Annotated in this window: 23 protein-coding genes, 1 tRNA gene and 2 pseudogenes; 11 read left to right on the forward strand and 15 right to left on the reverse strand. The window is 41.9% G+C overall.

Annotated elements, in window-relative coordinates:
- Positions 1-414 precede the first annotated feature (414 nt).
- From V7K84_RS03465 to V7K84_RS03475, 3 genes are all read right to left on the reverse strand, one after another.
- A complete protein-coding gene (locus V7K84_RS03465) occupies positions 415-1,089 on the reverse strand; it encodes a DUF2834 domain-containing protein (protein ID WP_334836419.1) in 675 nt (224 codons plus the stop codon).
- Positions 1,090-1,213: 124 nt separating this feature from the next.
- Positions 1,214-2,338, reverse strand: a complete 1,125-nt coding sequence (hrcA, locus tag V7K84_RS03470; protein WP_334836422.1) for a heat-inducible transcriptional repressor HrcA — start codon at positions 2,336-2,338, stop codon at positions 1,214-1,216.
- 466 nt (positions 2,339-2,804) lie between these two features.
- The gene (locus tag V7K84_RS03475) at positions 2,805-3,137 is read right to left on the reverse strand and encodes a rhodanese-like domain-containing protein (RefSeq protein ID WP_334836424.1); all 333 of its coding nucleotides are present in this window, start codon (positions 3,135-3,137) and stop codon (positions 2,805-2,807) included.
- 158 nt (positions 3,138-3,295) lie between these two features.
- Between V7K84_RS03475 and V7K84_RS03480 the strand changes: the two genes are divergently transcribed.
- The 3 genes from V7K84_RS03480 to cysE all read left to right on the forward strand — a co-directional run bounded on the left by V7K84_RS03480 (position 3,296) and on the right by cysE (position 6,695).
- On the forward strand, positions 3,296-4,957 hold the full coding sequence (locus tag V7K84_RS03480) for a DUF3352 domain-containing protein (RefSeq protein ID WP_334836427.1): 1,662 nt from the start codon (positions 3,296-3,298) through the stop codon (positions 4,955-4,957).
- A 322-nt stretch (positions 4,958-5,279) separates the two neighbouring features.
- Entirely contained in the window at positions 5,280-5,771 is a 492-nt protein-coding gene (locus V7K84_RS03485; RefSeq protein ID WP_334836429.1) for a hypothetical protein, read from the forward strand.
- A 159-nt stretch (positions 5,772-5,930) separates the two neighbouring features.
- On the forward strand, positions 5,931-6,695 hold the full coding sequence (gene cysE, locus V7K84_RS03490) for a serine O-acetyltransferase (RefSeq protein ID WP_334836431.1): 765 nt from the start codon (positions 5,931-5,933) through the stop codon (positions 6,693-6,695).
- Between the two features lie 114 nt (positions 6,696-6,809).
- Here cysE and V7K84_RS03495 read toward each other — a convergent pair whose 3' ends face one another.
- Positions 6,810-7,394: an Npun_F5749 family FMN-dependent PPOX-type flavoprotein gene (locus tag V7K84_RS03495; protein ID WP_334836433.1), complete on the reverse strand. Its 585-nt coding sequence runs from the start codon at positions 7,392-7,394 to the stop codon at positions 6,810-6,812.
- A gap of 168 nt (positions 7,395-7,562) precedes the next feature.
- Between V7K84_RS03495 and V7K84_RS03500 the strand changes: the two genes are divergently transcribed.
- Together V7K84_RS03500 and V7K84_RS03505 are read left to right on the forward strand one after the other, a co-directional pair.
- Entirely contained in the window at positions 7,563-8,915 is a 1,353-nt protein-coding gene (locus V7K84_RS03500) for an ATP-binding protein (RefSeq protein WP_334836435.1), read from the forward strand.
- A complete protein-coding gene (locus V7K84_RS03505; RefSeq protein ID WP_334836437.1) occupies positions 8,872-10,554 on the forward strand; it encodes a tetratricopeptide repeat protein in 1,683 nt (560 codons plus the stop codon). Before V7K84_RS03500 ends, V7K84_RS03505 begins: the two co-directional genes overlap by 44 nt.
- Positions 10,555-10,971: 417 nt before the next feature.
- Here V7K84_RS03505 and V7K84_RS03510 read toward each other — a convergent pair.
- The 8 genes and pseudogenes from V7K84_RS03510 to V7K84_RS03545 all read right to left on the reverse strand — a co-directional run bounded on the left by V7K84_RS03510 (position 10,972) and on the right by V7K84_RS03545 (position 18,034).
- Positions 10,972-11,653, reverse strand: a pseudogene (locus V7K84_RS03510) (Uma2 family endonuclease).
- A gap of 152 nt (positions 11,654-11,805) precedes the next feature.
- Positions 11,806-12,114 (reverse strand): KGK domain-containing protein, encoded by a 309-nt coding sequence (locus tag V7K84_RS03515; protein WP_322638021.1) that lies wholly within the window; start codon positions 12,112-12,114, stop codon positions 11,806-11,808.
- Between the two features lie 276 nt (positions 12,115-12,390).
- Positions 12,391-13,452 (reverse strand): c-type cytochrome biogenesis protein CcsB, encoded by a 1,062-nt coding sequence (gene ccsB, locus V7K84_RS03520; RefSeq protein ID WP_334836439.1) that lies wholly within the window; start codon positions 13,450-13,452, stop codon positions 12,391-12,393.
- Between the two features lie 196 nt (positions 13,453-13,648).
- Entirely contained in the window at positions 13,649-15,418 is a 1,770-nt protein-coding gene (locus V7K84_RS03525) for a DUF3352 domain-containing protein (protein WP_334836441.1), read from the reverse strand.
- A 752-nt stretch (positions 15,419-16,170) separates the two neighbouring features.
- A complete protein-coding gene (locus tag V7K84_RS03530) occupies positions 16,171-16,734 on the reverse strand; it encodes a Uma2 family endonuclease (RefSeq protein ID WP_334836443.1) in 564 nt (187 codons plus the stop codon).
- Positions 16,735-16,765: 31 nt separating this feature from the next.
- Positions 16,766-16,864 (reverse strand): annotated as a pseudogene (locus V7K84_RS03535) (Uma2 family endonuclease); the annotation flags it as partial.
- Between the two features lie 268 nt (positions 16,865-17,132).
- Positions 17,133-17,756, reverse strand: coding sequence for a chorismate lyase (locus V7K84_RS03540; RefSeq protein WP_334836445.1), 624 nt, complete (start codon positions 17,754-17,756; stop codon positions 17,133-17,135).
- A 197-nt stretch (positions 17,757-17,953) separates the two neighbouring features.
- Positions 17,954-18,034, reverse strand: a tRNA-Leu gene (locus V7K84_RS03545).
- A 437-nt stretch (positions 18,035-18,471) separates the two neighbouring features.
- Here V7K84_RS03545 and accC point away from each other — a divergent pair.
- The gene (accC, locus tag V7K84_RS03550; RefSeq protein ID WP_334836447.1) at positions 18,472-19,815 is read left to right on the forward strand and encodes an acetyl-CoA carboxylase biotin carboxylase subunit; all 1,344 of its coding nucleotides are present in this window, start codon (positions 18,472-18,474) and stop codon (positions 19,813-19,815) included.
- A 78-nt stretch (positions 19,816-19,893) separates the two neighbouring features.
- Here the strand turns inward: accC and V7K84_RS03555 are convergent, their stop codons facing one another.
- Entirely contained in the window at positions 19,894-20,187 is a 294-nt protein-coding gene (locus V7K84_RS03555) for a YggT family protein (RefSeq protein ID WP_094350101.1), read from the reverse strand.
- A 307-nt stretch (positions 20,188-20,494) separates the two neighbouring features.
- Here V7K84_RS03555 and psbX point away from each other — a divergent pair, with 307 nt between their 5' ends.
- From psbX to V7K84_RS03575, 4 genes are all read left to right on the forward strand, one after another.
- The gene (psbX, locus tag V7K84_RS03560; RefSeq protein ID WP_099100805.1) at positions 20,495-20,614 is read left to right on the forward strand and encodes a photosystem II reaction center X protein; all 120 of its coding nucleotides are present in this window, start codon (positions 20,495-20,497) and stop codon (positions 20,612-20,614) included.
- Positions 20,615-20,862: 248 nt separating this feature from the next.
- Positions 20,863-21,783, forward strand: a complete 921-nt coding sequence (locus tag V7K84_RS03565; protein ID WP_334836449.1) for a Ycf66 family protein — start codon at positions 20,863-20,865, stop codon at positions 21,781-21,783.
- 47 nt (positions 21,784-21,830) lie between these two features.
- A complete protein-coding gene (locus V7K84_RS03570; protein ID WP_099100803.1) occupies positions 21,831-22,391 on the forward strand; it encodes a TolB family protein in 561 nt (186 codons plus the stop codon).
- Between the two features lie 75 nt (positions 22,392-22,466).
- Positions 22,467-22,991, forward strand: a complete 525-nt coding sequence (locus V7K84_RS03575) for a TolB family protein (RefSeq protein ID WP_334836585.1) — start codon at positions 22,467-22,469, stop codon at positions 22,989-22,991.
- Between the two features lie 107 nt (positions 22,992-23,098).
- On the opposite strand, the gene V7K84_RS03580 is transcribed toward V7K84_RS03575, so the two are convergent.
- Together V7K84_RS03580 and V7K84_RS03585 are read right to left on the reverse strand one after the other, a co-directional pair.
- On the reverse strand, positions 23,099-24,103 hold the full coding sequence (locus V7K84_RS03580; RefSeq protein ID WP_334836586.1) for a succinate dehydrogenase/fumarate reductase iron-sulfur subunit: 1,005 nt from the start codon (positions 24,101-24,103) through the stop codon (positions 23,099-23,101).
- A gap of 1,161 nt (positions 24,104-25,264) precedes the next feature.
- Positions 25,265-25,426, reverse strand: coding sequence for a hypothetical protein (locus V7K84_RS03585; RefSeq protein ID WP_289796451.1), 162 nt, complete (start codon positions 25,424-25,426; stop codon positions 25,265-25,267).
- 148 nt (positions 25,427-25,574) lie between these two features.
- Between V7K84_RS03585 and V7K84_RS03590 the strand changes: the two genes are divergently transcribed.
- Complete coding sequence (locus tag V7K84_RS03590) at positions 25,575-26,012, forward strand: AbrB family transcriptional regulator (RefSeq protein ID WP_094350106.1); 438 nt, start codon at positions 25,575-25,577, stop codon at positions 26,010-26,012.
- Positions 26,013-26,100 lie beyond the last annotated feature (88 nt).

Here is a 26,100-nt window from a genome sequence, read left to right on the forward strand (position 1 = left end):
GCCGAACCAACCGATGTAGATCCGGTTGTTGGTGCTGGTGATCCATTCGCAGAATCGATCCCATACGTTGGCGCTTTCGCGACGTTGTAAGGTTGTTGTCATTGTTTTATAAATGCGATTATTTGCAGATGAATTTAGGTAGGTTTGACTACCTGTTACACATCTTAAATAATTTATTGCGTTTTGTAAAGTACTTTCAGAAAAAACTTTCTCTTGGGATTTACGCACCCACAGAAAATCCCCAAACCTTTGAAAAAGCGGGGACTTTAGATTTTGGATTGTGAAAAATGGGTACTGGGGATTGGGGACTGGGCAAGAAAAGTATAATTAAAATTTATGAGTAAAATTTGGTTGCGGATCTGAATCTCCATCTAAATCTCCCTAATCCCCAGTCCCCAGTCCCCAATCCCTAGTTCAATTCGTTGCTGGCTGCTTGGATATGGACTCTATACCCACTTCTTGTAAAGGTGGACGCACAGATAAATAAACCAATGGGCCGAATAGCGGTATCAAGGCTATTAACCAGAACAACTGGGGATTTTTCCAACCGCGACGCGCCATATCATCCCCCAGTAATGTTGGAAATAATAGGGAGAGTAAGCAAAAATCTAAACTCATCACATGGATGAAGCGGTTAGTTTGCCACTCTTGCACAAAACTGCCCCAATCTCCACCTCTTAAACCGTAGGTGACTAGAACAACCGTGGCTACTGTCAATACAAAACCAGTTACACGAGAATCTAGTAATTTGAGCAAGATATTCTTTTTACCGACAAACTGATTATTTGGTTCTCTAAAGGCTAAGTACGGCAACAAGGCAAAAGCACCAACTCCGAAAGAGGCAGTAGCAAACAGCCAAGCAGGTATTTTTTGTCCTCTACCATCAATAAATACTACTGCACTGTAAATAAGAGGCCAGATGCCCATGAGGTTGAATAGTGCTATGACTAACGGGTTAACGCCTTGCCACTGGCCAATAGAAAGGTTTTTAATTAACTCGAATGTACCAGGTTGCTCAGGAGGCGCGAGGAAAAAAGCATAGACAACAAATCCCAGCCACAGCAAGCCAAAGGCAATTTTTCTAACCATGAAAGATTTTGGTAGTATTAATTATTGATTTTGCCGCTATAAATTGGGCTATCTGCCTGCTATTATATTGTCTATTCGGTTAGACCCGTAGTAGCTATATCCCTAAAATATCACCTGACACGATTTAAGGATTGAAATAACTGAAAGCTTCTGAGAGGTAATCAGCAGCAGATGCTACTACTGCGATCGCACTTTCATAATCTAGGCGCGTTGGCCCCAAAACTCCCACACTTCCTACGGGTATCGAACCTCGGCGATAGTTAGAAGAAATCAAGGTGCAGGTGCGTATCGGTTCTAATGGATTTTCTGCGCCAATGCGAACTGTTACCTTTGGTTTTCCACCATCCTCTGGTTCTGGTTCTTCAAATATTAATCGCCACAATTGGTCTTGTTCTTCTTCCAGCAGGTGGATAATTGTTTGTACTTGCTGTAACTGGGAAAATTCTGGCTGGCGCAAAACTTCTGACACACCCCGAACCATAATTTGGGTTGCAGTCGGTGCAAGAGTCCGACGAGTCAATTCGGCAACTGAGTTTTTCAAAAATTCCCCGTAGCGTTGGAATTCTTGATCTAGTTCGCTCCAGTTGAGGTTGGCTAATTCCAACAGACTTCGCCCCCGCAAGTGGCTATTCAAAAAGTTAGAAACAATCTGCAACTCGCGATCGATTACCTCTGAATCCCGCTGGGTTTCTTCTGGTGTTGGCGACAAATCCATCAATTTAGAATGTGTCTCATAACCATCCGTTACGACAATCAGCACGATCCGCCCAGCTTCAATTTGTACTAATTGCAGATGTCGCAATAGTGCTGTAGTCGTTTGCGGCATAGTGATCAAGCTAATGCAACCACTCAAGGTTGCTAAAATCTGCGCGGCTCCTTGCAGCAAGGTTTCTAAACTCCGATCTTCCCACTGGAGATGCTTTTGCAGTGCTACCTCTACTTCTCGCCCTAAAGTTTCAGCACCACTTCCCTGCGACACGCTGCGCGAACGCAGAGAAGGTGTAATTAGCTGGTCTACATAAATGCGATAGCCTGAATCTGAAGGTACACGTCCAGCAGAAGCGTGTGGTTGGTAGAGTAATCCAGACTTTTCTAAAACACCCATTACATTGCGAATTGTCGCCGAGCTTACACCCAGGTCGTACTCCTCAACCAAAGCCTTTGAACCAACTGGCTCTGCCGTAGCAATGTAGTGACGTACCGTTGCCCAAAGTATATGCTGTTGTCGATTTGTTAAGTGAACTTCCATTATGGTATGTTTTGCTGAAGGCAAATTTTAATCAAACTCTCAAGAAATTTGTAGATTTAATCGAAAACAGAAAATATTAATAATTTATTAAGGTATCAAATTATATAACTATATTATGATAAGTATTTTTAAAGTTTATGTACAAAGCATTTTTTAAGATTAGGGTTAAACTAGTAGCTCAATTTTTTTGCAAAAGCTGCTAGTTATAATGTACCCTTACGATGCTTTTTTCTAACCGTACTTTTGCATAAATTTCTGCTTGCAACAGTATTATTAGATACGTATTCTCTTCATGCGCTACTACCGAACTGTAATTTAGAGCAATCCAACATTTTTGTGCAGATGTACTTGATGCCCAAATTTCAAGCTCTCCGGCAAGCCTTTAAATTGATGTACTTCTATCTTTAGCATAGCAAAAGTCAGATGGAAGAGTAAGTTCCATCTGAATGATCTATCCGAGCAGAAGCTAATACTGGGGAATTGAAGGGTCTACTAATTGGGAATAGGCATCAATACCACCCGAAATATTTTGCACATTTGTAAAACCTTGAGCAATCAACCACTGGCACATTTGGGCAGAGCGGATGCCGTGGTGGCATAACACCAAGGTTTCGGCTTCGGGATTGAAGAGGGTAGGTACTTGATCTCCCCATTCGGCAAATTGACTTAAAGGTAGGTTGACAAAGCCCTCAATGCTAGCAATTTCCAATTCTTCTGGTTCACGCACATCTACTAGCTGAATACTTGCATCACTAGAAGAAAGACGTTGCGCCAGTTCTTCTACACTAATTTGGTTCATGGGTTGACTAAAAGAATTCCCTATAAACAGTCCTAATCTTACTTATGGTGGCAGAAAATCTCTGCCTTTGCATGAGTATCCATTCTCAAGGGGGTTGATTAATTCTGCTAGGCTTTCTGCTTAAATGGCTGTAAACCGTCTTTTTTAATAGGTTTAATGTGAATAGGCAACGTTCATTTATCGGTTTTATCGTCGCTGGAGCGATCGCCCTGCTAGTAATGGCGATCGCAGGCTTTTACTGGTTTTTCGCTAAAAGTCCGGCTAACCTCATTGCTTCTAGCTCTGGGCCTGGTGCAGCCATATTCGTGTCGAAACTTTCCCCTGCAATGGTTTCATTACTGGCAAATCCCGATCGTTTGCAGGCGTTGGATCGGGAAGAGGAACTATCTAAACTCAAAACCAGTTTATTCGCCAAGAGTGGCATAGATTACAAGCAAGACATTCAACCCTGGTTAGGGGACGAAATTACATTAGCGATCGCTACCTTAGATATTGATCGCGATCCAGAAAACGGACAACAGCCAGGGTATTTGTTGGCACTAGCAACCAAGCAACCGGAGAAAAGCCGCGAGTTTGTCGAATTGTTGTTTTCTAAACGAGCGTTAGCCGGAGCAACCTTAGCTGTTGAACAATATAAAGGTGTAAAACTGATTTCTGACAATTCTCAACCAGAACAAGACTTGCTTGCTGGTGCTGTTGTCGGTGAAGGCTTCGTCTTATTTGCCAACGATCCGAAAGTACTACGAGATGCTATCAATAACGTCCAAGCGCCCGATTTGAATTTAACTAGCTCACCCGAATACCAAAAAGCTACCAAAGAACGGCTCAAAGGGGGATTAGCTGTAGCTTTCTTGAATCTTCCCATCGTGGCAAAATGGCAAGGCTTAGAGTTACCAGAACAACTTTATAACAGCCAAATTATATCTTTGCTGTTAAATCCTAAAGGATTGCTGGCAGAAACTACCTTTTTGACTTCATCGGAAATTGTCCCTCCATCTGCACCGTTATCTAAACCTGTGGGAGCATTACAGTATGTTCCAGCATCCGCAGGTTTAGCAATTTCCGGCTCAAATTTGAGTAATTTGGCTGACAGCGATCTAGCCAAACTCTGGAGACAAGCCACAGCTACTATATATGGTTCTGGGGAAGATGTGGTTTCTCGGTTAGCAAAACCTTTGGCAGATGTTCAAAAAGGCTGGGGTATAAACTTACCAGAGGATATTTTTAGCTGGGTACAAGGAGAATATGCCATAGGATTGTTACCTGATAAAGAGCAAACAAACCCCCATTGGATTTTTGTGGTAGAAAAATCCGAGGGTGTGGAAAAAGGTGTTGCTCGTTTAGATGCGATCGCCTCATCAAATGGACTCAGCATTAATCCCCTGACTATAGATCAGCAAAAAATCTCCGCTTGGACAGAGTTAACCACAGCGACAAAAAAAAGTGATGTTAAAGAGGGAACATCTTTCAGCATTGAAACAAAAGTACAGGGATTGCATACAACTTTAGGAAATTACGAAATTTTCACCTCTGACTTAGAAACGATGGATGAAATTCTTACAATCAAGGATAATTCCATAATTGACAATCCCAATTTCAAAGATAGTATCGCTGCAATTCCGCTACCAAACCAAGGTTATGTATATCTTGACTGGACAAAGAGCCAGAATTTGTTAGAGCGTCAAGTACCGATTCTCAAACTAGTGGAAGTCTTAGGTAAACCATTTTTTAACAACCTGCGATCGCTCACAGTTAGTAATTATGGAACTGACACGCGATCGCTCAAAGGTGGTGTTTTCTTCAAGCTCCATAATTCGTGAGATTTTCATAGAAGCTTAGGTGCAAAAAGTAAAGGTAAAAATTCTTTTACCTTTACCTTTTGTGCTTTCTTATTTCATCATATTTACGTAGGCTTTATGTAATTTTTGCTAGCTAATAGTTTGATTGCCAAAATTCCCCACTTGGATGCGATTTTGTGCTGCTGTCGAGATCCAGAAAGAACCTAGCAATTAGCTGTCTACTTTCTAAAACATCAACTGTGGCACATTTTAATGTGGCACAACCAACTGAAATTTCACTGGAATTTTTTCACTAGAATATGTATATATCATCACTAATTTAAAAGCCTGTTGGAGGGCTACTATGAAATACTGTTGCCCCCGACTTCAGTTTCGCGGCGGTTGGCTGTTAGCTATACTTACCGCCATCACCGCTACCCCTGCAATCGCACAGACAGCAAACTTTGGCACTTTCAATTTATCAACAAACTTTAATCCAGCACAAGGAACAGTGCAGGGATTTACAGGTGGTTCTTACTCATTGTCTGCCATAAGTAACCGCGATCGCGATCAAAAAGCCTGTATTGGCTTTGCCGATCCCCAACCAGATCACATTATGGTTTTGGAAAAAGACTTTTCCCAGCTAACAATACAAGTTGATAGCAACAACAACGACACCACTTTAATCATCCAAGGCCCAGATAAAACAACAATTCGTTGCGGCGATGATACTGGCAAAAGTAAAGATGCTAGTGTTAGCGATCGCGACTGGAAAAGGGGCACCTATCGGATTTGGGTAGGTACATTTAATCCTGGAGTCAAGCGGGATTATACTCTCAACGTGGAGCAGCAGTGAATTAGAGAGTGGGGAGCAGGGGGAAAATTCTTCTCCTCTGCACCCTTCCCCCTGCCCCTCTGCCTCTTATACCCAATCCCCATTCCCAATTTTTAGGTGTAACACATGAGAGGATAATATGGGAGAGTAGCTTGTTGTGCTTTCCGAGGGTGCTATCTCGTGCTATCTATACTGCGTGCTGACTTTCGTATCATATTTGAACGTGACCCAGCTGCCCGTAACTGGTTGGAAGTTTTATTTTGTTACCCTGGTTTGCAAGCCTTGTTATTCCATAGGCTGGCTCACTGGCTGTATAGTGTTGGTCTTCCCTTTATTCCGCGCCTGATTTCTCACTTGGCTCGGTTTTTGACTGGAATTGAAATCCACCCTGGTGCAACAATTGGGCAAAGTGTGTTTATTGACCACGGGATGGGTGTAGTAATTGGTGAAACTGCGATCGTGGGAGACTATGCTCTAATTTATCAAGGTGTCACCCTTGGGGGTACTGGTAAAGAATGTGGTAAGCGCCATCCTACTGTGGGTGAAAACGTCGTAGTCGGAGCGGGAGCGAAGGTACTGGGCAATATCCAAATTGGCAATAATGTCCGTATTGGTGCTGGTTCTGTTGTTTTAAGAGATGTGCCTTCAGACTGTACTGTGGTAGGTGTGCCTGGGCGCATTATGTATCGTTCTGGAGTTCGGGTTTCACCTCTTGAACACAATAACTTACCAGATTCAGAAGCTCAAGTAATTCGTGCTTTAGTAGACCGGATTGAAGCGTTGGAAGAACAAATACAAACTCTTCAGCGCACCAATTCTTCAGAAAAAACTCCTGTTTTAGTGGGTGGTTTAGCAACTAAAGAGGATGAACTAATCCACGATACTCGCTGGTGCAACCTCAAGGATAAGACTATCCAGGAATTTCTAGATGGTGCTGGCATTTAAAAGAGTGAGAAGTGAAGAGTGAGGAGTGAGGAATAAAAATCATAAATGCAGGTTTGCAGTTTCCAACTCCTAATTCCTGTAGAGACGCAATTAATCGCGTCTCTATTCCAATTTTTAAGGATTAATCGCTTGGCTAGACCACTCTTGCCGATCGTTACGGTGATAAAGACATCGATTTTGTGGTTCACCGCGTAATTCTAAGCGATCTACCTGCACCGGATCGAGTAGCAGTAAACAAAAATTAGGCACTGGCTGCATGGGTTCGGGTGCTGGTGGTGCAAAAGCTTCTGGGTTTTCAACTCTGAGTTTTCCAGGATGCGGCCAAGCAAACTGTAAACGCGCCGCATCACTCAATTCTTGCCACATTGCGATCCTTGCTGGCTGTAGATCCCGATCGGAATCATCACCGCTTACCAGGGTCAAACAGCCAGCAATGCGGAATTGTTCTCGTGTATTGGGAAAGTACCAGCAAATTTCTGCCCAAGGTTGTTGCTGTATCTGGTCGGCTTTGGCGCTACGATTATCGGTGATAAATTTTAGCTGGTTTGTATCTTCTAGAAAGCCGCGAAAGACTAGGGTACGATTAGCGGGGCGACCGTTTGCCTGTACTGTTGCCAATTGCAGGTAACGGGCATAAACAAGGCTGCGGTTGTGATGGAGTGCATGAGCGATCGCACCTCGCCAAGGAGCAAGAGACATTATACAATTCTGTTGGTAATTTAGCGCCAGGTATTCTTGAACATACTACCACTTCAATACTCTTGGTTGAGCGCCAGTGATTCCTAAAAGTTCTCTAACGCCAAGAAGCTTTAAGATTCCGGTGCTGTAAAATATGCATACATAAATTATTCATATAAATAACACCTGATGAGTTCCTTACCTGCTAATCGTGCTAATACCCTCAAAGCTGCTTTTCGTGTTTGTGATGTAGCTCCTTTAGTGAGTAATAGAGATATTGAACGTTATTATGTTGATTTATCAAAGGTTCGTAAGACAGAGGCAATTAATACTGTTAAAAAACGCTTAGATTTTCTGGAACCAGCAGAATTTTGTAGCCTTCTATTTACTGGACATCGGGGATGCGGTAAAAGTACAGAATTAAGGAAGATTCAGCAAGAATGGGAATCTCAATATAAGGTTATTTATATAGAAGCCGACGCTGAACTAGATATATTAGACGCAGAATACACAGATTTATATTTGGTAATTATTAAAAAAGTTGCTGATGTCTTATACACATCGGGATTAAATTTTGATGTCCAACTTTTAAATAATTTTGAGTCTTGGTTTAAAGAAATTACTCAAGAAACTGAACAAACAGTTGAAAGATCGGTAAGTATCGGTGCTGAGGCAGAAGCAGGAATAAAAATTCCCTTTCTTTCAAAGCTGTTGGGTAAAATCCAGGCTCAAATTAAAGGCGCTGACAAACAAAGAAAGACAGTTCGTCAGAATTTACAAAAAGATATTGGTCGTTTACAAGCAGATATAAATCTTTTACTGGGTGATGCCTTTGTCAAGCTTAAATCAAAATATCCTGAATATGAAAAAGGATTTTTAATTATTTTTGATAACTTAGATAGAGTGCCTCCAAATGTAGCTAAACACTTATTTTGTGATTACGCATTTCAATTACAAAGTCTACATTGTACGATTATCTATACAGCGCCAATTTCTATAGTCTATTCTGAAAATAATTTGGCTAATACCTTCGACACACCCAATATTGTGCCGATGGTCAACATATATGAGTTTGAACAAGACAAAAACGAGCTAGATTATAATGATGATGGTATAACAGCAATTACAAGTTTAATTGAACAAAGAGTTGAAGTAGACGCAGTGTTTGAATCGCGTCAGCTATTGGTAGATTTAGCCAAAGCAAGCGGCGGCCACATCCGTCAATTGATGCAAATAGCATCAAAAGCATTTATTACAGCAGCAACTCGCGATCGCGAGAAAGTTACTGCGGATGATATCACTTATGCGATTAAGCAAGAGCAGTTTAATTTTGAGCGGAGTATATCAACAGAATACTATTCTGCTTTGGCTGCGGTATATGTCAACAAAGATGTTTCTAAAGATGAAATCGGCAGGTTAATGCTGTTCAGTCTTTGGGTTTTTGAGTACAACGGCAAAAATCGCTGGAATTATGTTAATCCAGTTGTGAGGCAAATCCATGCTTTTCAAGAAGCAGTCAAATCAGCCACGAACAACCTCTGAGTTGAATTTAGAAAAAGAAACTTTTGTGCAAATAAATCAGCAGTCATTAGCAGAACTGTTAACCTTTATTGACTTTGCTGACACTCAGTTAACGATTGGGTTCGTTGCTGTTAACTTTGCAGAAGATAGAAATACTTTAATTGAAATCCTCAAGAATCATCCTCAATGTCGTGAGATTCAGTTTGAAATTCTCAATTTTGCCGATCCTAATTTGCATTTTTTAAGGGATGAGATTATTCGTGATTTAAAAGAAACTCATTTAGAACCAGATAAAAAATTGGTTTTAATTGTTATCGGTTTAGAAAAGTCTATTGGCTTGTCTGGGGAATATCCCCCTGTACTGCAAGACTTGAACTTTGTCCGAGACGCTTTTACTAATACTGTTCCTCACCCTATACTAATATTTCTGCCAGATCATGCCCTAACACGTTTGGCAAAGTATGCTCCAGATTTTTGGGCATGGAGAAAAGGAGTATTTTATTTCAAAACAGTCGAGTCTACTCAAGAGTTGGCTATTGAAAAAACTATTCAGTCGGAGAGAATATTAGGAAGTTTAGATTTACCAGAAAGGCAAGAGCGGATTGATTTACTTGAGCGCTTGCTAATGGAAAAATCAACTGATGTACGCACTCGCATTACTATTTCAAAAGAGTTAGGGGTTGCTTACAGGAGTATTGGTGAGGCGAAAAAAGCAGAAGATTTTTTACTCAAAGCTTTAAAGTTAACTGAAGAAGATGAAAATTTAGCAGGAATTAAAGCCAGTATTATCCACCAACTAGGTTACACGTATCATGATTTAGGAGAATGGGACAAAGCGATCGCACTCTATAATCAGTCTTTGGAAATAACGGAACGCATTGGTGATGTCCAAGGCAATGCAGTGACGTTGTATGAACTGGGACGTATCTACGCTAACAAAGGGGAAGTGGATGAAGTGATTGCACTTTTCAATCAGTCTTTGAAAATAACTGAACGCATTGGTAATGTCCAAGGCAAAGCGGCGACGTTGCACCAACTGGGAATTCTCTACGCCGAAAAAGGAGAAGTGGATAAAGCGATCACATTCTACAACCAGTCTTTAGAAATAAATGAACGCATTGGTAATGTTCTAGGGAAAGCGGCAACGTTGCACCAACTGGGAATTATCTACGCCGACAAAGGGGAAGTAAATGAAGCGATCGCATTCTATAACCAGTCTTTAGAAATAAATGAACGCATTGGTAATGTTCTAGGGAAAGCGGCGACATTGCACAATCTAGCAGGTATGTACGCTAACGAAGGGGAAGTCGATGAAGCGATCTTACTTTTCAAGCAGTCTTTGGAAATAAAAGAACGCATTGGTAATGTCCAAGGCAAAGCGGTGACGTTGCACCAACTAGCAGGTATCTACGCCAACAAAGGGGATGTGGATGAAGCGATCGCACTTTTCAATCAGTCTTTGGAAATAGAAGAACGCATTGGAGATGTCCAAGGCAAAGCAATAACTCTGTGGTGCTTAGGACATTTGGCAGAACAGCAGGGTGAATACACCAAAGCGATATCCTATTTGCAACCAGCTTTAGAGATTTTGCAGCGATTGAAGTCACCGAATGCTGAAAGTGTGAGTGTAAGTCTTGATAGGGTAATTCGTAATTCGTAATTCGTAATTCGTAATTACTGAAAGATTTTTGTCTCACGCATTCGCCTTTAGGCGTTCCCGCAGGGTAGGCACAGAGGCGCAAAGAAGAAGACAAGACTGTAATTTCAGTAAATGAAAACTGCTGTAATAAGTCTTTTATACTCGTGAACGAGTCTTTTATACTCGCGGACGAGCCTTTTATATTCGTGAATGAGTCTTTGAACTCCATTAATGAACCTCAGAGCTTCGTTGATGAACCTTTGAGCTTCATTCGTGAACCTCAGAACTTCGTTGATGAACCTTTGAGCTTCATTCGTGAACCTCGGAGCTTCGTTGATGAACTTCGGAGCTTCGTTGATGAACCTCAGAGCTTCATTCGTGAACCTCAGAGCTTCGTTAATGAACCTCGGAGCTTCGTTGATAAGCTTTGACAGGAATTCAGGTGATAGAATCAGGGTCTATGCCGAGCGATCGTAACCGTTCCGCTAGCAATTGGGCGCGTTGTTGGGCAAGTTGTGCTTGTTCTTGTGGTGTTAAAAGCCTTTGCCCTTGCCGATCGTACCAATACAACCACTCGTGGGGAATGCCTAGATAAGTTCCCCTTTCCATGCCAATTCCTAAACCAATCTCTGGTAGCCAAACAGGACTACCATCTTCTAATGCAGTGTAACTACTATTAATTAATTTGTATACTTCCAACCGTGGCTTACGCCTACGAAATGGATTGTAAACTACATAATACAAAATCTCTAGTTTTGCATACTCTGCTTTCTTCGTTGAGTATTCGCCACGGTAGTTTTGAGATACCACTTCCAACGCTAATATCGGTAGTTTCTTTTCTTCCCAAAGCACATAACTGGGGCGGAGGTTTTCATCATAAAATCGCTCAACTCCCAGACTCAAAAATCCATCTGGTACTATTGGCGGTAAGTCTGGGTCATAATAAATACCCATATCTACGCCAAAAAACCAATCCATGCGTTCTGGCCAAGCCATTGCTAGAAGCACTTTAAGTAAACCGGGAATCAAATCTTGTAATTCATTGATCCACAGGGGCATCGTCAGAGTCAGGTAGCTCCTCAGATGAAGGTAAACAAGCTAATGGATCGTACTTTAGCATGATGGGTTTACTCTTCCTCTGTTATTAGTACATCTTTATTTTATTAATGAATTTTGATAGCAATTCAGCACATCCTAATTTTATTTGCAAACATCGAGAGATTTAGAACCCCGACTTATTTAAGAATTCGGGGATCTTTTGCTCATTGGGTATTAGTTTTCCACTTGTTTGAGTTTTTGAAAAATTTCATCAAGTGGTGACTCAGATTCATCGGGACAAAATTCTAAAGCAAGTCTAACTTTCCCTTTTTTCCATCCCAAAGTACTAAATTGTAAAACTTCACAATTTAATCCTTGGGTATACAAATTTACTTCATCTGTTTCTTCTGCTCCAACATATTCCTTAATTGCTGTAATCAAATCGCGGACTTTAAAAGTTTTAGCAATATTTAATTTATTAAAAGTGTCCGGTTCTATAGACACAACTTCATCATGGTTTAGTATCTCGAATCCATCTTCCATAAAAATCTCCTGTTAATCAATTTATATTTTCCAGAGATATAACAGTTCATCCGAAATAAAATGATAATTTAGTCATTGGTCATTGGTCATTGGTTATTGGTTATTAGCGTAATAATTTATGTATTGCACAAAGAAAGGGGCGAAGAAAAACTCTTCACCCCTCTGCGTTTCAACTTAAACACTTAACTCACCATCGTTTTACGCGAGATATTACTAAGTGCTGAGTTATGAGTAAAAGTAAAATACTCAACACTCAGTACTGTCTTAGTGAGGTTCTTAGAAAAACCAACCGTAAGAATGCAAACCTTTACCCAAAAGATTCACACCGAGATAGCAAACCCAAACAACAAGCAAGCCGGCAGAGGCTAAAATTGCCGGACTGCGCCCTTGCCAACCGCGAGTAATTCTGGCGTGAAGGTAGGCGGCGAATACTAACCAGGTGATTAATGCCCAAGTTTCTTTCGGGTCCCAACTCCAGTAAGAACCCCAGGCTTCGTTAGCCCAAACGCCACCGGCAATGATGCCAATTGTCAGTAGGGGAAATCCTAATCCAATGATGCGATAGCTGATGTTGTCGAGGGTTTCGGCAAGGCTAAGGCGCTGGGGTGAAAGAGGTTCAGCAGATGCAACGACTTGAGATTCAGGGGTAGTTACTAAATTCAAAACAGCAGTATTGCCGTTACCGTTGCCGTTGCTACTAGTTTCAAAACGGGCAAAACCGTTATTTTCGACAGCAGGATCTGGTGATTGAGAAATTAGTTCAGATGCTTTGTGCAAGCGGTAGCCGTTGCTGCGATAGCCACCAGTCCCAACAGAACTGCCTTGTAGTTGGATATTTTGACCGCGAGTGACAATTAAGAAAGCGATCGCTAATAACGAACCCACCATCAAAGCAGAATAACTCAACATCATGACGCTGACGTGCATCATCAGCCAATTTGACTTCAAGGCAGGTACTAGCGGTTCTGACGCTTGCATCTGGGATGGTAGTGTCATAGTAGCAAAAGCAGTAATAGCCATTGCCACCGGAGCTGTCGCAACTCCTACTAAGCGGCTACGGCTACTATTTTCAGCAATCAGATGGACGGCGGTAATTCCCCAAGTTAAGAAAAACAGGGATTCATAGAGATTACTTAAGGGAAAGTAACCAGCTTCGATCCATCGTGCCCCTAATAGAGTCGCAATGCCCAAATTTGCGATCGCCATTCCAGCTGTCCCCAAAGCGGCTAGATAAGGCAGATTCGGAAAAGCCGCTCCTCCCCAATACACCAGCATTGTCAGGAATAATATGGCAAAGGACGCATTGTCCAGCCAGTTCTGGAGTACAACCAAATTCATAAAGTGTTCTCTCCGTGGATGATTTAAAATATCGATTCTGACTGTTTTGATCCTATATGTTAAGAGGGGAATCGGGAATGGGGCATTGGGGATTGGGCACAAGAGGCAGAGGTGCAGAGGGGAAAAACTTACTGTAACTTCTCCTCTGCTCCTCTGCTCCCCTGCTCCCCTGCTCCCCTGCTCCCCTGCCCACTCCCTATCTAACAGAGTTACTCTTACTCCCTTCTGGACTAGGTAATGTAGTAGCGTTAGTAACTTTTTTAAGTTCGATAAAAATATCGTAACGGTTACTGCGATTGTCGCTGACAGCAGATGTCATCCCAATTGAGCGCGTTGCATCTAGCAAAGTTTGTTGATTGGGAATTAGAGTTGGTAAAGGGAAATTTTTCACAGTTCGTTCCACATCCAGGAAAAATTGACCATTTGTCGGATTGGGTTCTGTAGGAACTGTTTGTTGGAAGGGAAGAGTGCTAGCTAGTGTGTAGTTAGGTTTGGGAACAATTTTATCCGCGATCGGAGCGCCCACTATCAAAAAGGCGACATCTCCATCTAACCAACCGTGAGTAGCAGTTAACGTACCATAAGGTGATACCCAGTTAACAACGGATTGACCTGCAACTTTCCCCGGTTGCACTTGAAACTGGTATTGATTTTTCATCACTTCATCCAGCTGACTGATGGATGCTTCCGCTGATTTGCGTAAGCTTTGCCCGCTGTAGGCATCCTTTGTCTGTACCATGAACAGCAAACCAGCACGAAAATCATTTGGTGAACCTTCTTTTGGAGTGGCAGGAATTACTGATAACGAAAACTCCCCTTTCATCCAACTAAGCAAATCCTTCTCTAAATCAAGATCGGTAAGGGATTTTATTCCACCTCTAATCTGTTCTGGTGCGATCGGTGATAAAGGATTTCCCTGAGATGTTAAAACATAGTCTCTCCACAACCTCTGTAAGTTACCGCCAGTAAGCATCATTAAGGTTTCCGCTGGTATGCGGCTTTGCATTTTCCCAGCTTTGTTTTCCACCACCAGCACACGTTGACTATTAGGATTTAACCAAGAAACGCCCTTAAAGCGGATTCCTTCTGACTCTAAGGTTATTGTCCCGGCTAAACCTTGGTTATTTTGCAGTTGAGCTAAAACTTGAGCAGGTAAAGGACGGTTTGGAGAAGCCGCAGCTATTTTCGCTGCTGTTGGCACATTGATATAAAATTGTCCAAAGGGTTGGTAATTGGCAATTTTCGGGAAATTCTCACTAAAGCCTCCTGTTGTGGCTAGGGATGTTTTATTTTTATAAGCATCAATCGCTCGTTCTGTGGCTTTAGGACTATCAGTTATGACTAAAAAGCGCCCATCTAGTAATGCAGCCGAGAAGTTTTGCCCTGCTTGTCCCTCACTTTGTTTAATGGCGATCCCTTGATAAGTACGATCGCTCCATTTGCCTTGTTTAAGAGTTTTGGGTTGTGCCAAAATGCTTTTGGCGATTTCTGGATTTTTTACTGGCAATACCATTACCATCGACTGCTGATCGCTAGCAGTATTTTCATTGGTGGTAACTGGTTTGGGTGCAGGTTTATTCCCTGTTGTTGGGGCAAGAATTGCGATCGTCACGTCATCGCCTACCCAAGGAGCGATATCTTTTTGGAAGTCGTAACCATTATTAGTGAGAAAGCGATCGCGTAACTGGACTAAATTTTTGTCCAGTTCTGTTTGGGTTTCTTTTGTCCCAAACTGCCGCAATTTCTGCCACTGCTGGGGATCTGTTGTTAAGGAAACCGCAAACAGAGCATCACCAGGAATAATATTTGCACCTACTAGCAAATCGCTAGAAGATATTTGTCTCTGGGCTAACAACCAGTAGGCCACACTCCCCGCACCAATCAATAACCCAGCAGCCGAGAGCGTCAGCACCAGAGACGGTTTCTTATTTTTCTTCATCTGAACAGACACAAGAGGCGGTGCCATTGAAACCTGTACCTTATACTTGCAAACTTATTACTTGCTTGATTAGTCAAGTACACCAACAGTATTACCCATTCTTTAGAGCAGTTAATTATATTAAATTTTTCTACCCTAGATGTTGATGGTACTTTGATAATCAACTTTCCGTAGTCTTTTAAAAGCTATGTTTTTGGCTCAGTTACCATTTTTAACACGCTTTGTTGAATTTAGTAGGACGTTTCCCTGAGATTAATTCCTCTGTCGGAAAGTTTCCACAAGTAAATCTGTTATTCCAAGCAATTCAGAGAATATAACATTTTTTTCGGAGTTACAGAAATTATATACAATCAGAAAACTCTAGGTATTGTAATGGTTTTAGCGATTTCTCTCTATTCTCCTTAAAGTATTACCCCGCTCTAAGAACTCTATTTTTATGTAATTTGGTTGGAAAATCGTCCTATCGGGACTTAAACACTTTGGAGGCAGAAACAAGCCTTAAACCCATGTAGGGTAAGGAAAATACACCAAATACTCAAAAACAGCCCAAAGCCAGATATATCAAGTAACTAAGCAAAACGATGTCAAAGACTTTCTTTACATAGGTTTGAAACTCTTTTTTGGGTATTTTTTGTCTAAGTCCCACTATTGCTTTCCTCTCAAGGCATTAATGCCTCTTGCCATCTCAAAATAAGCGAACGTACAGATAGATATAACTAACTGGACAAAGCTGCAAGCCAATTTGAGCTACTTGTCTTTGCTCGGTAGCGATCGCCCGCCTATACTTGCAACTCAAATCCAGGTAGTATATCTTCTCCAGAAACAATCGCTGGCATTTGTACAACTTCTACAGCTTTTAAAAGTCGGTAAATTTCAACTTGGCGATCTTGAGGATTAATCAGCCAACCCAAGCGCAGACCATTTTGAATGTATTCCTGCATTTTCTCTTGAATTGGTGCAAGGCGATCTGTGTCCGAACGCAGTTCAATCACAAAGTCGGGTACAAGTGGCGGAAATTTTTTTCGTTGTTCTGGTGTTAAAGCTTCCCACCGCTCCAATTTTACCCAAGCAGCATCAGGAGAACGTTTTGCACCGTTGGGAAGTATAAAGATAGTTGAAGAACTAAAAACTTTCCCTAATTTAGCTTGACGATTCCAATTATTTAAGTCTGTAATTAAATCTGCTTCTTGATTTCCGCTTTCTCCTCCTACTGGTGGCACAATTATTAATTCTCCAGATGCGTTCATTTCCAGGCTGACATCACGATTGGCAATACACAATTGATAAAATTGCTCATCGGTTAAATGAGCAATCGGTTCTAGATTTAGCACAACAGTATTCATTAAACCTTTCCTCGTGTCTTTCTTGCTAACATCAGTAAGAAATTATTGCTTGTTGGAAGATTTGTTGAGGTGTAATTTGTAGCCCTTCAAATAATGAATCTTCTAAACTATCAGTATCGCGTTTGGTTTGGTGATATCACCTTCAGGAAGTGCGATAAATTCTTTGAGGGTGAGTTGGGTTTTGAGTTGAATCATAGTTGATCTTGGGGAATGACTCTATTTTAAAGAGGATGCGATCGCTAAACAACGGCAAACCATCACCGAAAACTCATTAGTTTAACGGCACTACTACCAGAAGCGATCGCTGCAACAATAATTCAACGTTCCTTTGATAATTTCATTGCATGATTTCAGCTACTTAGTTTTACTCGATAGCGATCGGCCTACATCATGGCTTATTACTGATTTTTGGAATTTAATTGCATAGCCCCCAAATATTTGGTCAAATAAGGTGAAAAAACTTCATAAATTAATGTCAGTGGTTGCCCATGATGCCAAAACAAGTAGTGGCGACCCCAAAAAGGCCCAGTTACACCAAAACCGGATTCTAATGCCAATGAGTCACCGTAGTAAATTCCTCGAACATCCCGATACAATTCTGTGCGAAGACGAGCTAAACTTGCCCAAATTGGTAATGAACGGTTTTGCAAATACTCATCGACATGACTGGCTTCCCACCACGAAGTAGCATAGGCTAATCTTTGACCAGAAGCGGTACGCAGCCATACTTGTCGTCGTAATCGCGGTTCTGGGACAGCTTGGATTAACTCAGGAGCACCATCCAAGTCGATGCCAATCAATGACATATCAATAACATCTACTTCTACAGGCTCACCTGTGAGCAATTCTAAGTGACGTGTTGGAGAGCCGTCACCCAAAAGCATTAGCTGCCATGCAGGTGCTAGCTGAGTGTGAGGTAAACTTTGTTGAATTATTTCCTCCCCTCCTTGCCAAATCGGAGTGAGGCGATGCCAAGCTGGTGGCGATGTTAGGTTGTTTGTCGGCGGAAAAGAAATAGTCAATGCTTTTTACAAAACTTCACCTATTTCTATAAAAGCATAAAAAACTAGTACTTTGACAAGGCAATGCTTAATATGTAGTAAGCACTGAGTGGTTCCGAAAAGGACTAAAGTCTTCACTACAAACTTAATATTTAAGGGTCAATAGTCTAAGGTTTTTTGACCTATGACTATTGACCCTATGCTTAAACAAGCAAAAATGCGGATGGGGAGACTCGAACTCCCAAGGCAAAGCCACACGCACCTCAAGCGTGCGCGTATACCAATTCCGCCACATCCGCATGGTTTCTCTAAGAATAGACTATAGCATAAGAAAATAATTATAGTAAGGTGATATCTAAATTCAGTTGCTCAAAAATATAAATTTTCTCAAGGCGGTATCAGACTGACAGAAATTTAGCAGCTGTACAAGTGATATTGAAAAGGGTAGAGCTATTTTGTGTGTTTGGCGGGGTGCGATCGCGTATCCGTCTCGGTAGGCGATGTCTACGACGGGCTACGCCTATGCAAAAGCCCAGCTTGTTAGTCTAGCCAAGACTTACAGCAGCAATGTTGTTAGTGTAGTAAGACCCGTAGAGGCAGCAAGCCCGTAATATGCAAGTTTGCTTAGGATCAGGGTGGCGAATCTCCTGCAATAATTTGAAATAATGCGGAAGCGTTGTTTCAAGTTGGATCGGAGAAAATGTCAATCTACTGGTAATGATATCGAAACTAAAAAATGAAGTTTGACAAAATATTAATTGCCAATCGGGGAGAAATCGCCCTTCGCATTCTCCGCGCCTGTGAAGAAATGGGAATTGCCACAGTTGCGGTTCACTCCACCGTTGACCGTAATGCTCTGCACGTCCAACTTGCTGATGAAGCGGTTTGCATTGGTGAACCCGCTAGCAGTAAAAGTTATTTGAATATTCCCAATATTATTGCTGCTGCACTGACGCGCAATGCTACTGCCATTCATCCAGGTTATGGTTTTTTGGCAGAAAATGCCCGGTTTGCGGAAATCTGTGCCGACCATCATATTGCTTTTATCGGCCCAACTCCAGAAGCTATGAGACGGATGGGCGATAAATCCACTGCCAAAGAAACCATGCAAAAAGCTGGCGTACCGACAGTACCAGGTACTGAGGGATTGGTAGAATCCGAGCAAGAAGGATTAGGATTCGCCAAGGATATCGGCTATCCAGTGATGATCAAAGCTACAGCAGGTGGCGGTGGACGGGGTATGCGCCTAGTTCGTTCTGAAGACGAATTTGTGAAACTTTTTCTCGCAGCCCAAGGCGAAGCAGGAGCAGCTTTTGGGAATTCTGGCGTTTACATAGAAAAATTTATTGAACGTCCCCGCCACATCGAATTTCAAATTTTGGCGGATAACTACGGTAATGTCATCCACTTGGGTGAACGGGATTGTTCAATTCAGCGCCGGAATCAAAAGCTGTTAGAAGAAGCTCCTAGTCCGGCTCTCGACCAAGACCTACGTGAGAAAATGGGACAAGCTGCTGTCAAAGCTGCCCAATTCATTAACTACAGTGGGGCTGGTACTATTGAGTTTCTCTTGGATAGATCCGGTAAATTCTACTTTATGGAAATGAACACCCGGATTCAAGTAGAACATCCTGTAACAGAGATGATTACTGGGATTGACTTGGTTGCCGAACAAATCCGCATTGCTCAAGGTGAAAGACTCAAGCTGACCCAAGAGCAAGTAGTATTACGAGGTCATGCGATCGAATGCCGAATCAACGCCGAAGATCCCGACCATGACTTTCGCCCTTCTCCTGGACGGATCAGTAGCTATCTGCCCCCCGGAGGGCCTGGTGTGCGGATTGATTCCCACGTTTACACAGATTACCAAATCCCGCCCTACTACGATTCCTTGATCGGCAAGTTAATTGTTTGGGCGCCAGACCGGCCCACTGCGATTAACCGGATGAAACGCGCACTGAGAGAATGTGCCATCACTGGACTACCTACCACCATTGGGTTTCATCAAAAAATTATGGAAACTCCACAGTTTTTACAGGGTAACGTCTATACAAATTTTGTGCAGGAAATGAACGGTTAGAGGAGTGGGAAGGTTACAGGGTATAGGTTACAGGGAACAGGGTTCAAAAGCTATAGCCTGTACCCTATATTCTTTAACCTAATTTACACGAGATAGCATAGTCAGCAATCCTTGTTGACCTAGTAGAATTTCTCGCAGGAGACTAAATATACCAACCCAAATAATCGGTGTAATGTCTACCCCGCCTATAGGTTGCACCAGCTTTCGCAAGGGGATTAAAAATGGCTCAGTGGGCCAAGCTATTAAATTAAAGGGCAAACGATTCAGATCCACTTGCGGATACCAAGTGAGAATGATACGAAATATAAATAAGAATGTCATCACCCCTAACACAGGGCCAAGAATCCAAGCAGTCAGGTTAACACCAGTCATCGGTTTCAGGTACTATCTATCTGTAAAGAAAGAAAAAACTTAGGCAACGGCTATGTGCATTTTGCGACGCCGATTAGCCCATCGTAGACATCGCTAACAAGTTTTAAGCTTTGTAAAGCACTCCGATCCTCATTTTAACCAAATGCTGTCACTTCCTTCTGAAATAGAAAAGTGAACTCGCCCACGTGGTTAACTCAACAAATGCTGAAAGCAGTTACCAAGTTTAGCAGTTCAGAGTTAGAGGCTTCTCAAGAAAGTAATACACTATTAAAATTAGGATGAACTGTGTAAAAAAAGGTTGAGAAGTATGACGCCTTCTTTAGCAAATTTTCTTTGGAGTCTGCTATGGGGTACAGCAATTGTTGTAATACCCGTTACAGTTGGTCTAGTTTTCATTAGCCAAAAAGATAAAATACAGCGTTCATAATGCTTATGAGAGTTAATTTAACTCTCGTAATCGATTGTCTGTCAGCTATCTACATTTATTTCACCAAAAGCAGCATAAACTGCGGCTGGTGGCAGTTATAGATGACAGACATAGGTGTTTTTACTTTTCGGTGAATAGCTTCAGAGCTTCTTTGCCAGAGGCTTTGAAGCTTCAATATATCGTGACTAATTAGAGTAGTGATTTTAATTGTGACTCGCTAACATAGATTTGATATTGGGAAAACAGCAATGATAAATTTTGGGCTGAACTCAGCCAGTTTTCTGGCTCAGGTAAATTTTGGGGCAAACTCAGCCAGTATTCTAGGAATTTTCCTGGCTGTGGCTGGGGCAGCACTGTATTTTCTCCGCACTGTGCGCCCAGAATTGTCACGAGATCAAGATATCTTTTTTGCAGCAGTCGGCTTGCTTTGCGGCTTCATTCTTGTCTTTCAAGGATGGCGGCTTGACCCGATTTTACAATTTGGTCAATTGCTTTTAGTTGGTACAACTGTGTTTTTTGCAGTTGAAAGTATTCGCTTGCGGAGTATAGCTACCCAGCAAGCAAAGCGTAATACTCCGATTGTGGACGATGAGCGAGAGGTAAGCGGAAATTATTCAATGAACCGCAACCGCAAGAGGTATGGGGCTGAGATGGAGGCAGACTTAGATCCATTGCCTTATGAAGACGAGGAAGAACGCCCAGTGCGTGCCCGCATTCGCGGTAGCAGAGATGAGATTTCAACTCGTGATGACTACTACGAGGAACAACCCCCCCGTCGCACAGAACGCCGCAACAACAGTAGTAGTGAAAGACAGGCTCCATCTGATAGAACGCGTCGGCGGACTTCTGGTCGTCCCGTGAATCGCCCTTCTGAAAGCTCTGAAGATGAAAATTGGGGTTCTTCATCTAGGCAAGTTGATGATTGGGAAAATTCGGGTGGGGAAGTTAGAAAACCTTCTCGCCGTAGTAATAACGGGTCACAGCGTCCCGAAAGTCGTGAAGATGATGTTTCTCCCAGACCGAGAAGGCGTCGTCCACCCACTGACTCAACTCCTCGAAGACCGCGCGAAGATGATGATGCGATCCCAACTGATTATGTGCCATACAGCCCAATGGAAAAACCAAATGAGGGGCCAGATAATTTGACCGATTTTGATGATGATATTTAAAACAGTTGGCGTGCTAGTAAGTTTAGAGGCGACGGAAAACAGTTGAGGTGGAAAAATTTACGCCTACATTTTGGCTCCAAAGACCAATTCATTGGAGCCTGGTTTTTGGTTTAACAAGTTTGCTTGTATCTTGTGGTACTAACGATATTCCCATAGGGCCTACTTCTCTTAACAGTCGCTACACCGAAGAGCAACCTGCTTTGAGTGGAAATGGGCGCTTTTTAGCGTTTGTATCTAATCGCAATGGTAATCAGCAGCTACTAGTGTACGATTTGGAGAGGCAACTATTTATTGGCACTCCGGGGATAAACCGACAGGAGACAATTGCCGAAAGTCCAAGTTTGAGCTACACCGGGCGTTATATTTCTTATCTTACTAGCGATCAAGGTAGACCTGTAGTGGCACTTTACGATCGCGCTACGCAACAGTCGCAAATTGTCACACCAATTTATCGCGGCTGGGTTAGAAAACCAAATATCAGTCCAGATGGACGTTATGTTGTCTTTGAAACTGCCACTCGTGGTCAGTGGGATATTGAAGTCTTAGACCGGGGGCCAAATATTGAGTTAGATATTCCCAACGGTGCAACTGTGGGTTCACCTCCGTAGGAGTTAGGAGTTAGGAGTTAGGAGTTAGGAGTTAGGAGTTGTGAGACTATTGACTAATTACTAATGACTAATTATATGAAACGTGTTTTTTTTATACCTGTATTTTTCTGTTTAAGTTTATTGACTGGATGTTTTGGCTACCCTCGCCTTTTGAGTTATCCCTTTGATCCAGGGGGTCGGAGTCTCAATAGTTTAGCGTCGGAATTAAACCCCCAAATTTCTGGGAGATACATTGTTTTTATTACTGACCGGCGCGGTAGCCAAGATGTTTATATGTTTGATACGGTAAATCGTGATTTGGTTGATTTGCCAGGTTTAAATTCCTTTGATGCGATCGCAAATCATCCGAGCGTTTCACAAGATGGTCGTTATATTGTGTTTGCTGCTAGCCGTCAGGGGCGATCGGCTATTTTTCTCTACGACAGAGAAACACGCCAATCGCGGAATTTGACCAACAACCTGCAAGCCGAAGTCCGCAACCCTACAATTAGCGCTGATGGTAGCAGAATCGCTTTTGAGTCTAGTAATAATGGTCAGTGGGATGTTTTAGTATATGACCGTTACGGACAACCGTTGAATATACCTCAAGAACCGCGTTGAACTATAGTTAGAAGTTAATAGTTAGAAGTTAATAGTTAGAAGTTAATAGTTAGGAGTTAGGAGTTAGGGGTTAGGAGTTAAAATTCCTCACTCCTAACTCCTCACTTCTAACTTTTGTTTTCTACTTGTTGCACAGATTCAATAAGCGATCGCACTTGTTCCGTCCCCTCTGAAGCTTCAAATGATAGAGGAAACTTACCCCGAACAATCATCCGCAAACCGAGGGGTGCAAGACTGAGTAATCCTTTCAAATCCCGAAAATAATTCCCGACTACTTGTACGCCAAATTGACGTTCATCAATCCAACCACCTTCTTTAACTAAATCCACCAATACTTTTCGGTGACGAATTGAGCGACTATCGCTGGCTTGTTTCTGGGTGAGAATTTCTTGTTTAACTTTGGTAATTTGTTCTAATGGTGCAACTTCCATTGGACAAACTGAATCGCAGTACAAACAACGGGTGCAACCCCATACGCCTTTAGTACCTTCGTTGTAGCTTGCTAAACGATTTTCGGTATCGCTATCGCGGGAGTCTGCTACCATTCGGTAAGCTTTGGCAAGGGCATGGGGGCCTAGAAAGTCTGGATTAACTTCACGAGCGTTGCATTCAGAGTAACAAGCACCGCACATAATACAGTTACCAGTTTGATCGAGACGCGATCGCTCTTGTGGTGTTTGCAAAAATTCTCTTTCTGGTACTTGTCGTGCTGCTGTACTCACATAAGGGGCAACTGCCTCTAGATTATTCCAAAAGCTGCTCATATCTACAACCAAATCTTTAATCACGGGCATATTGCCAAGAGGCGCGATCGTGATTTCAGCCATAGCATTTACTTTACTTGGGGATGATGGTATTTGTTGTAATCTGGCAAGTTCACTCCCAACATTTTCTTTACAAGCTAAAGCCGAACGCCCATTAATTCGCATAGCACAGCTACCACAAATAGTATTGCGGCAATTTTTGCGAAACGCCAAAGTTCCATCTTGCTCCCACTTAATTTGATTGAGGCAATCCAAGATTGTATTACTTGGTTCGGCTTCCACAAGGTAGGTTTGCACAACAGGGGAGGAATTTTGTTGCTGTCGAATGACCTTAAAAATAACTTCCATAACTACTAACCAAAATTTTAAAATTACTTCACCAGCCTCAACAATCATGAGTCAAAGCAGGTAGTTGCGAAAAGTGAGTTATACTTTTTCGCCCCTAATTCAAACCCTGGTGTTAATAGGCTGACGATTCAAGGGCGACTGATTCTAGTTTAAGGATAACCATTAAAATTTTACTTGTAGTAGCGTTGTAGGCAAGATTTTCGTCAAATTCTGAGTTAAAACGCCAAAAATGTAATTGCAGCTTTGCATTAAATTTCTCTGTTTGGGAATGTAAAGGAAAAAGGGTTTGCTTAAAAAGTAACTTAAGTTGATCTTTGACCTAGCGATCGTATCCAAATGAAATGTATGTGAAGTTAGCAACATGTCTTGATGTCAACTTGAGTCAAGCAGTCCTGACAGTAAAATTTCGTCAATTGGTAGCGAAGGCGGGATTTTTGGATTATATAGAAGTGTGAAAGCCCATGTTTAATATATAGTAGTGGCAATCAAGCACTAGGCAGATGTTAAGAGATTTGTTCTTCCCATAGACAGACGTGCAAAATCCTCTGACTGCTTTTGACCTGAAGATAATAAACCGAGGAAAAATCCCCACCACTTTCAAAGAAAAGTTAGAGCACCGCGAAACCCGGAGGTGAGAGACTTTTCGCTTTTTGGCTTGCTCTCAATCAAGAAAATATGGGATTGAACTCATTGGTCAAAACTGCTCGTCTCAATTATATAAATTTTTATAAAAGCCAGATAGCAATACTCGCGCTTGCAAGAAAGGGTTAAGAAAATCGTCACTGCTTTTTTCTTCTTTTAGTCCAGGAATTTAAATAAAAATTTACCAGCAACTTTAATTCAAAATTAAACAACTATTTTGCTATTATTAGTCCATGCTAGTATTTAATATAAAATTACGAAGTAGCAAAACCAGAATCAATAGCCGTATCAGCGCGGTTACTACTGCTTTGTTGATTCGTAATGTAGAGACAAGAAAATTCGCGTCTCTACTGGTAGGACAAAAGGGTGTATGCCCGTAGGACTCTATTGAAATACTATGCTGTCCTAAGCTTGAGAGGACGAGTGGAGAAAACTCTACTTGCTCATTGCCAAGAAAGGCAAGCACTGAAAGTGAAAAACCTGCAATTTTTTGGGTCTACGACTTATTTGCAGTAGAACCTAACCCCATTTGTAAAGGTGGCTGAAAGTTACACCGCTACAGTAGCGCCAAAGAAGAAAATAGTTTTCTTTCTGATGGCGAATAATGGTTAAAAGTGCCGTAACATCACCAAAATTAATGTCTGTGGCAACTATGGCCTCTAGTTGGTTGTAGACAACCATATATAGAAGTGCTTTTGGCTCCTATCGGCAGGAATTCACCCGTTACACTAGGGTCTTCAGTAGCTCTATGCTAATGCTAAAAAATTAAATGCTGGCATGAGACTACATAGTTTATCAGTTTGGAGAGAGTAAGGAAAATTTGAGCATAATGACTGAAACTGCAACCGCGCCATTAACTGGAAAAGCACTACTTGCTAAAGTAAAAGAACTTTCCACATTACCACGCCGAGAAAGAGCTAAACAGTGCGGCTATTACACTGTTACTAAGAATAACCAAGTTCGTGTCAATCTCACCGATTTTTATGACGCTTTGCTGTCTGCTAGGGGAATTCCTCTAAGTCCAGAAGCACCTAAAGATGGTCGTGGTCGCGAACCGACATATCGGGTTAGCGTCCATCAAAATGGTCAGATTGTAATTGGTGCTACATATACCAAAGCAATGGGCTTGAAGGCTGGAGATGAGTTTGAAATTAGGCTGGGATACAAACATATTCACCTGATTCAACTAGGTGAAAGCGATAAAAAACTAACCTCACAAGATATAGATTCTGACGAATCAGACGAAGATTTGGAAGACGAAGAGTAAATTTGCTGATGGTAGAGATAAGTTTCAGTTGATGATAACTTGTCCTTACCCCGACAGCCAATTGGTAGCCAGATAAAAAATACGATTA

Origin of the sequence: Nostoc sp. (assembly GCF_036917315.1) — a bacterium.
Taxonomy (GTDB): Bacteria; Cyanobacteriota; Cyanobacteriia; order Cyanobacteriales; family Nostocaceae; genus Nostoc.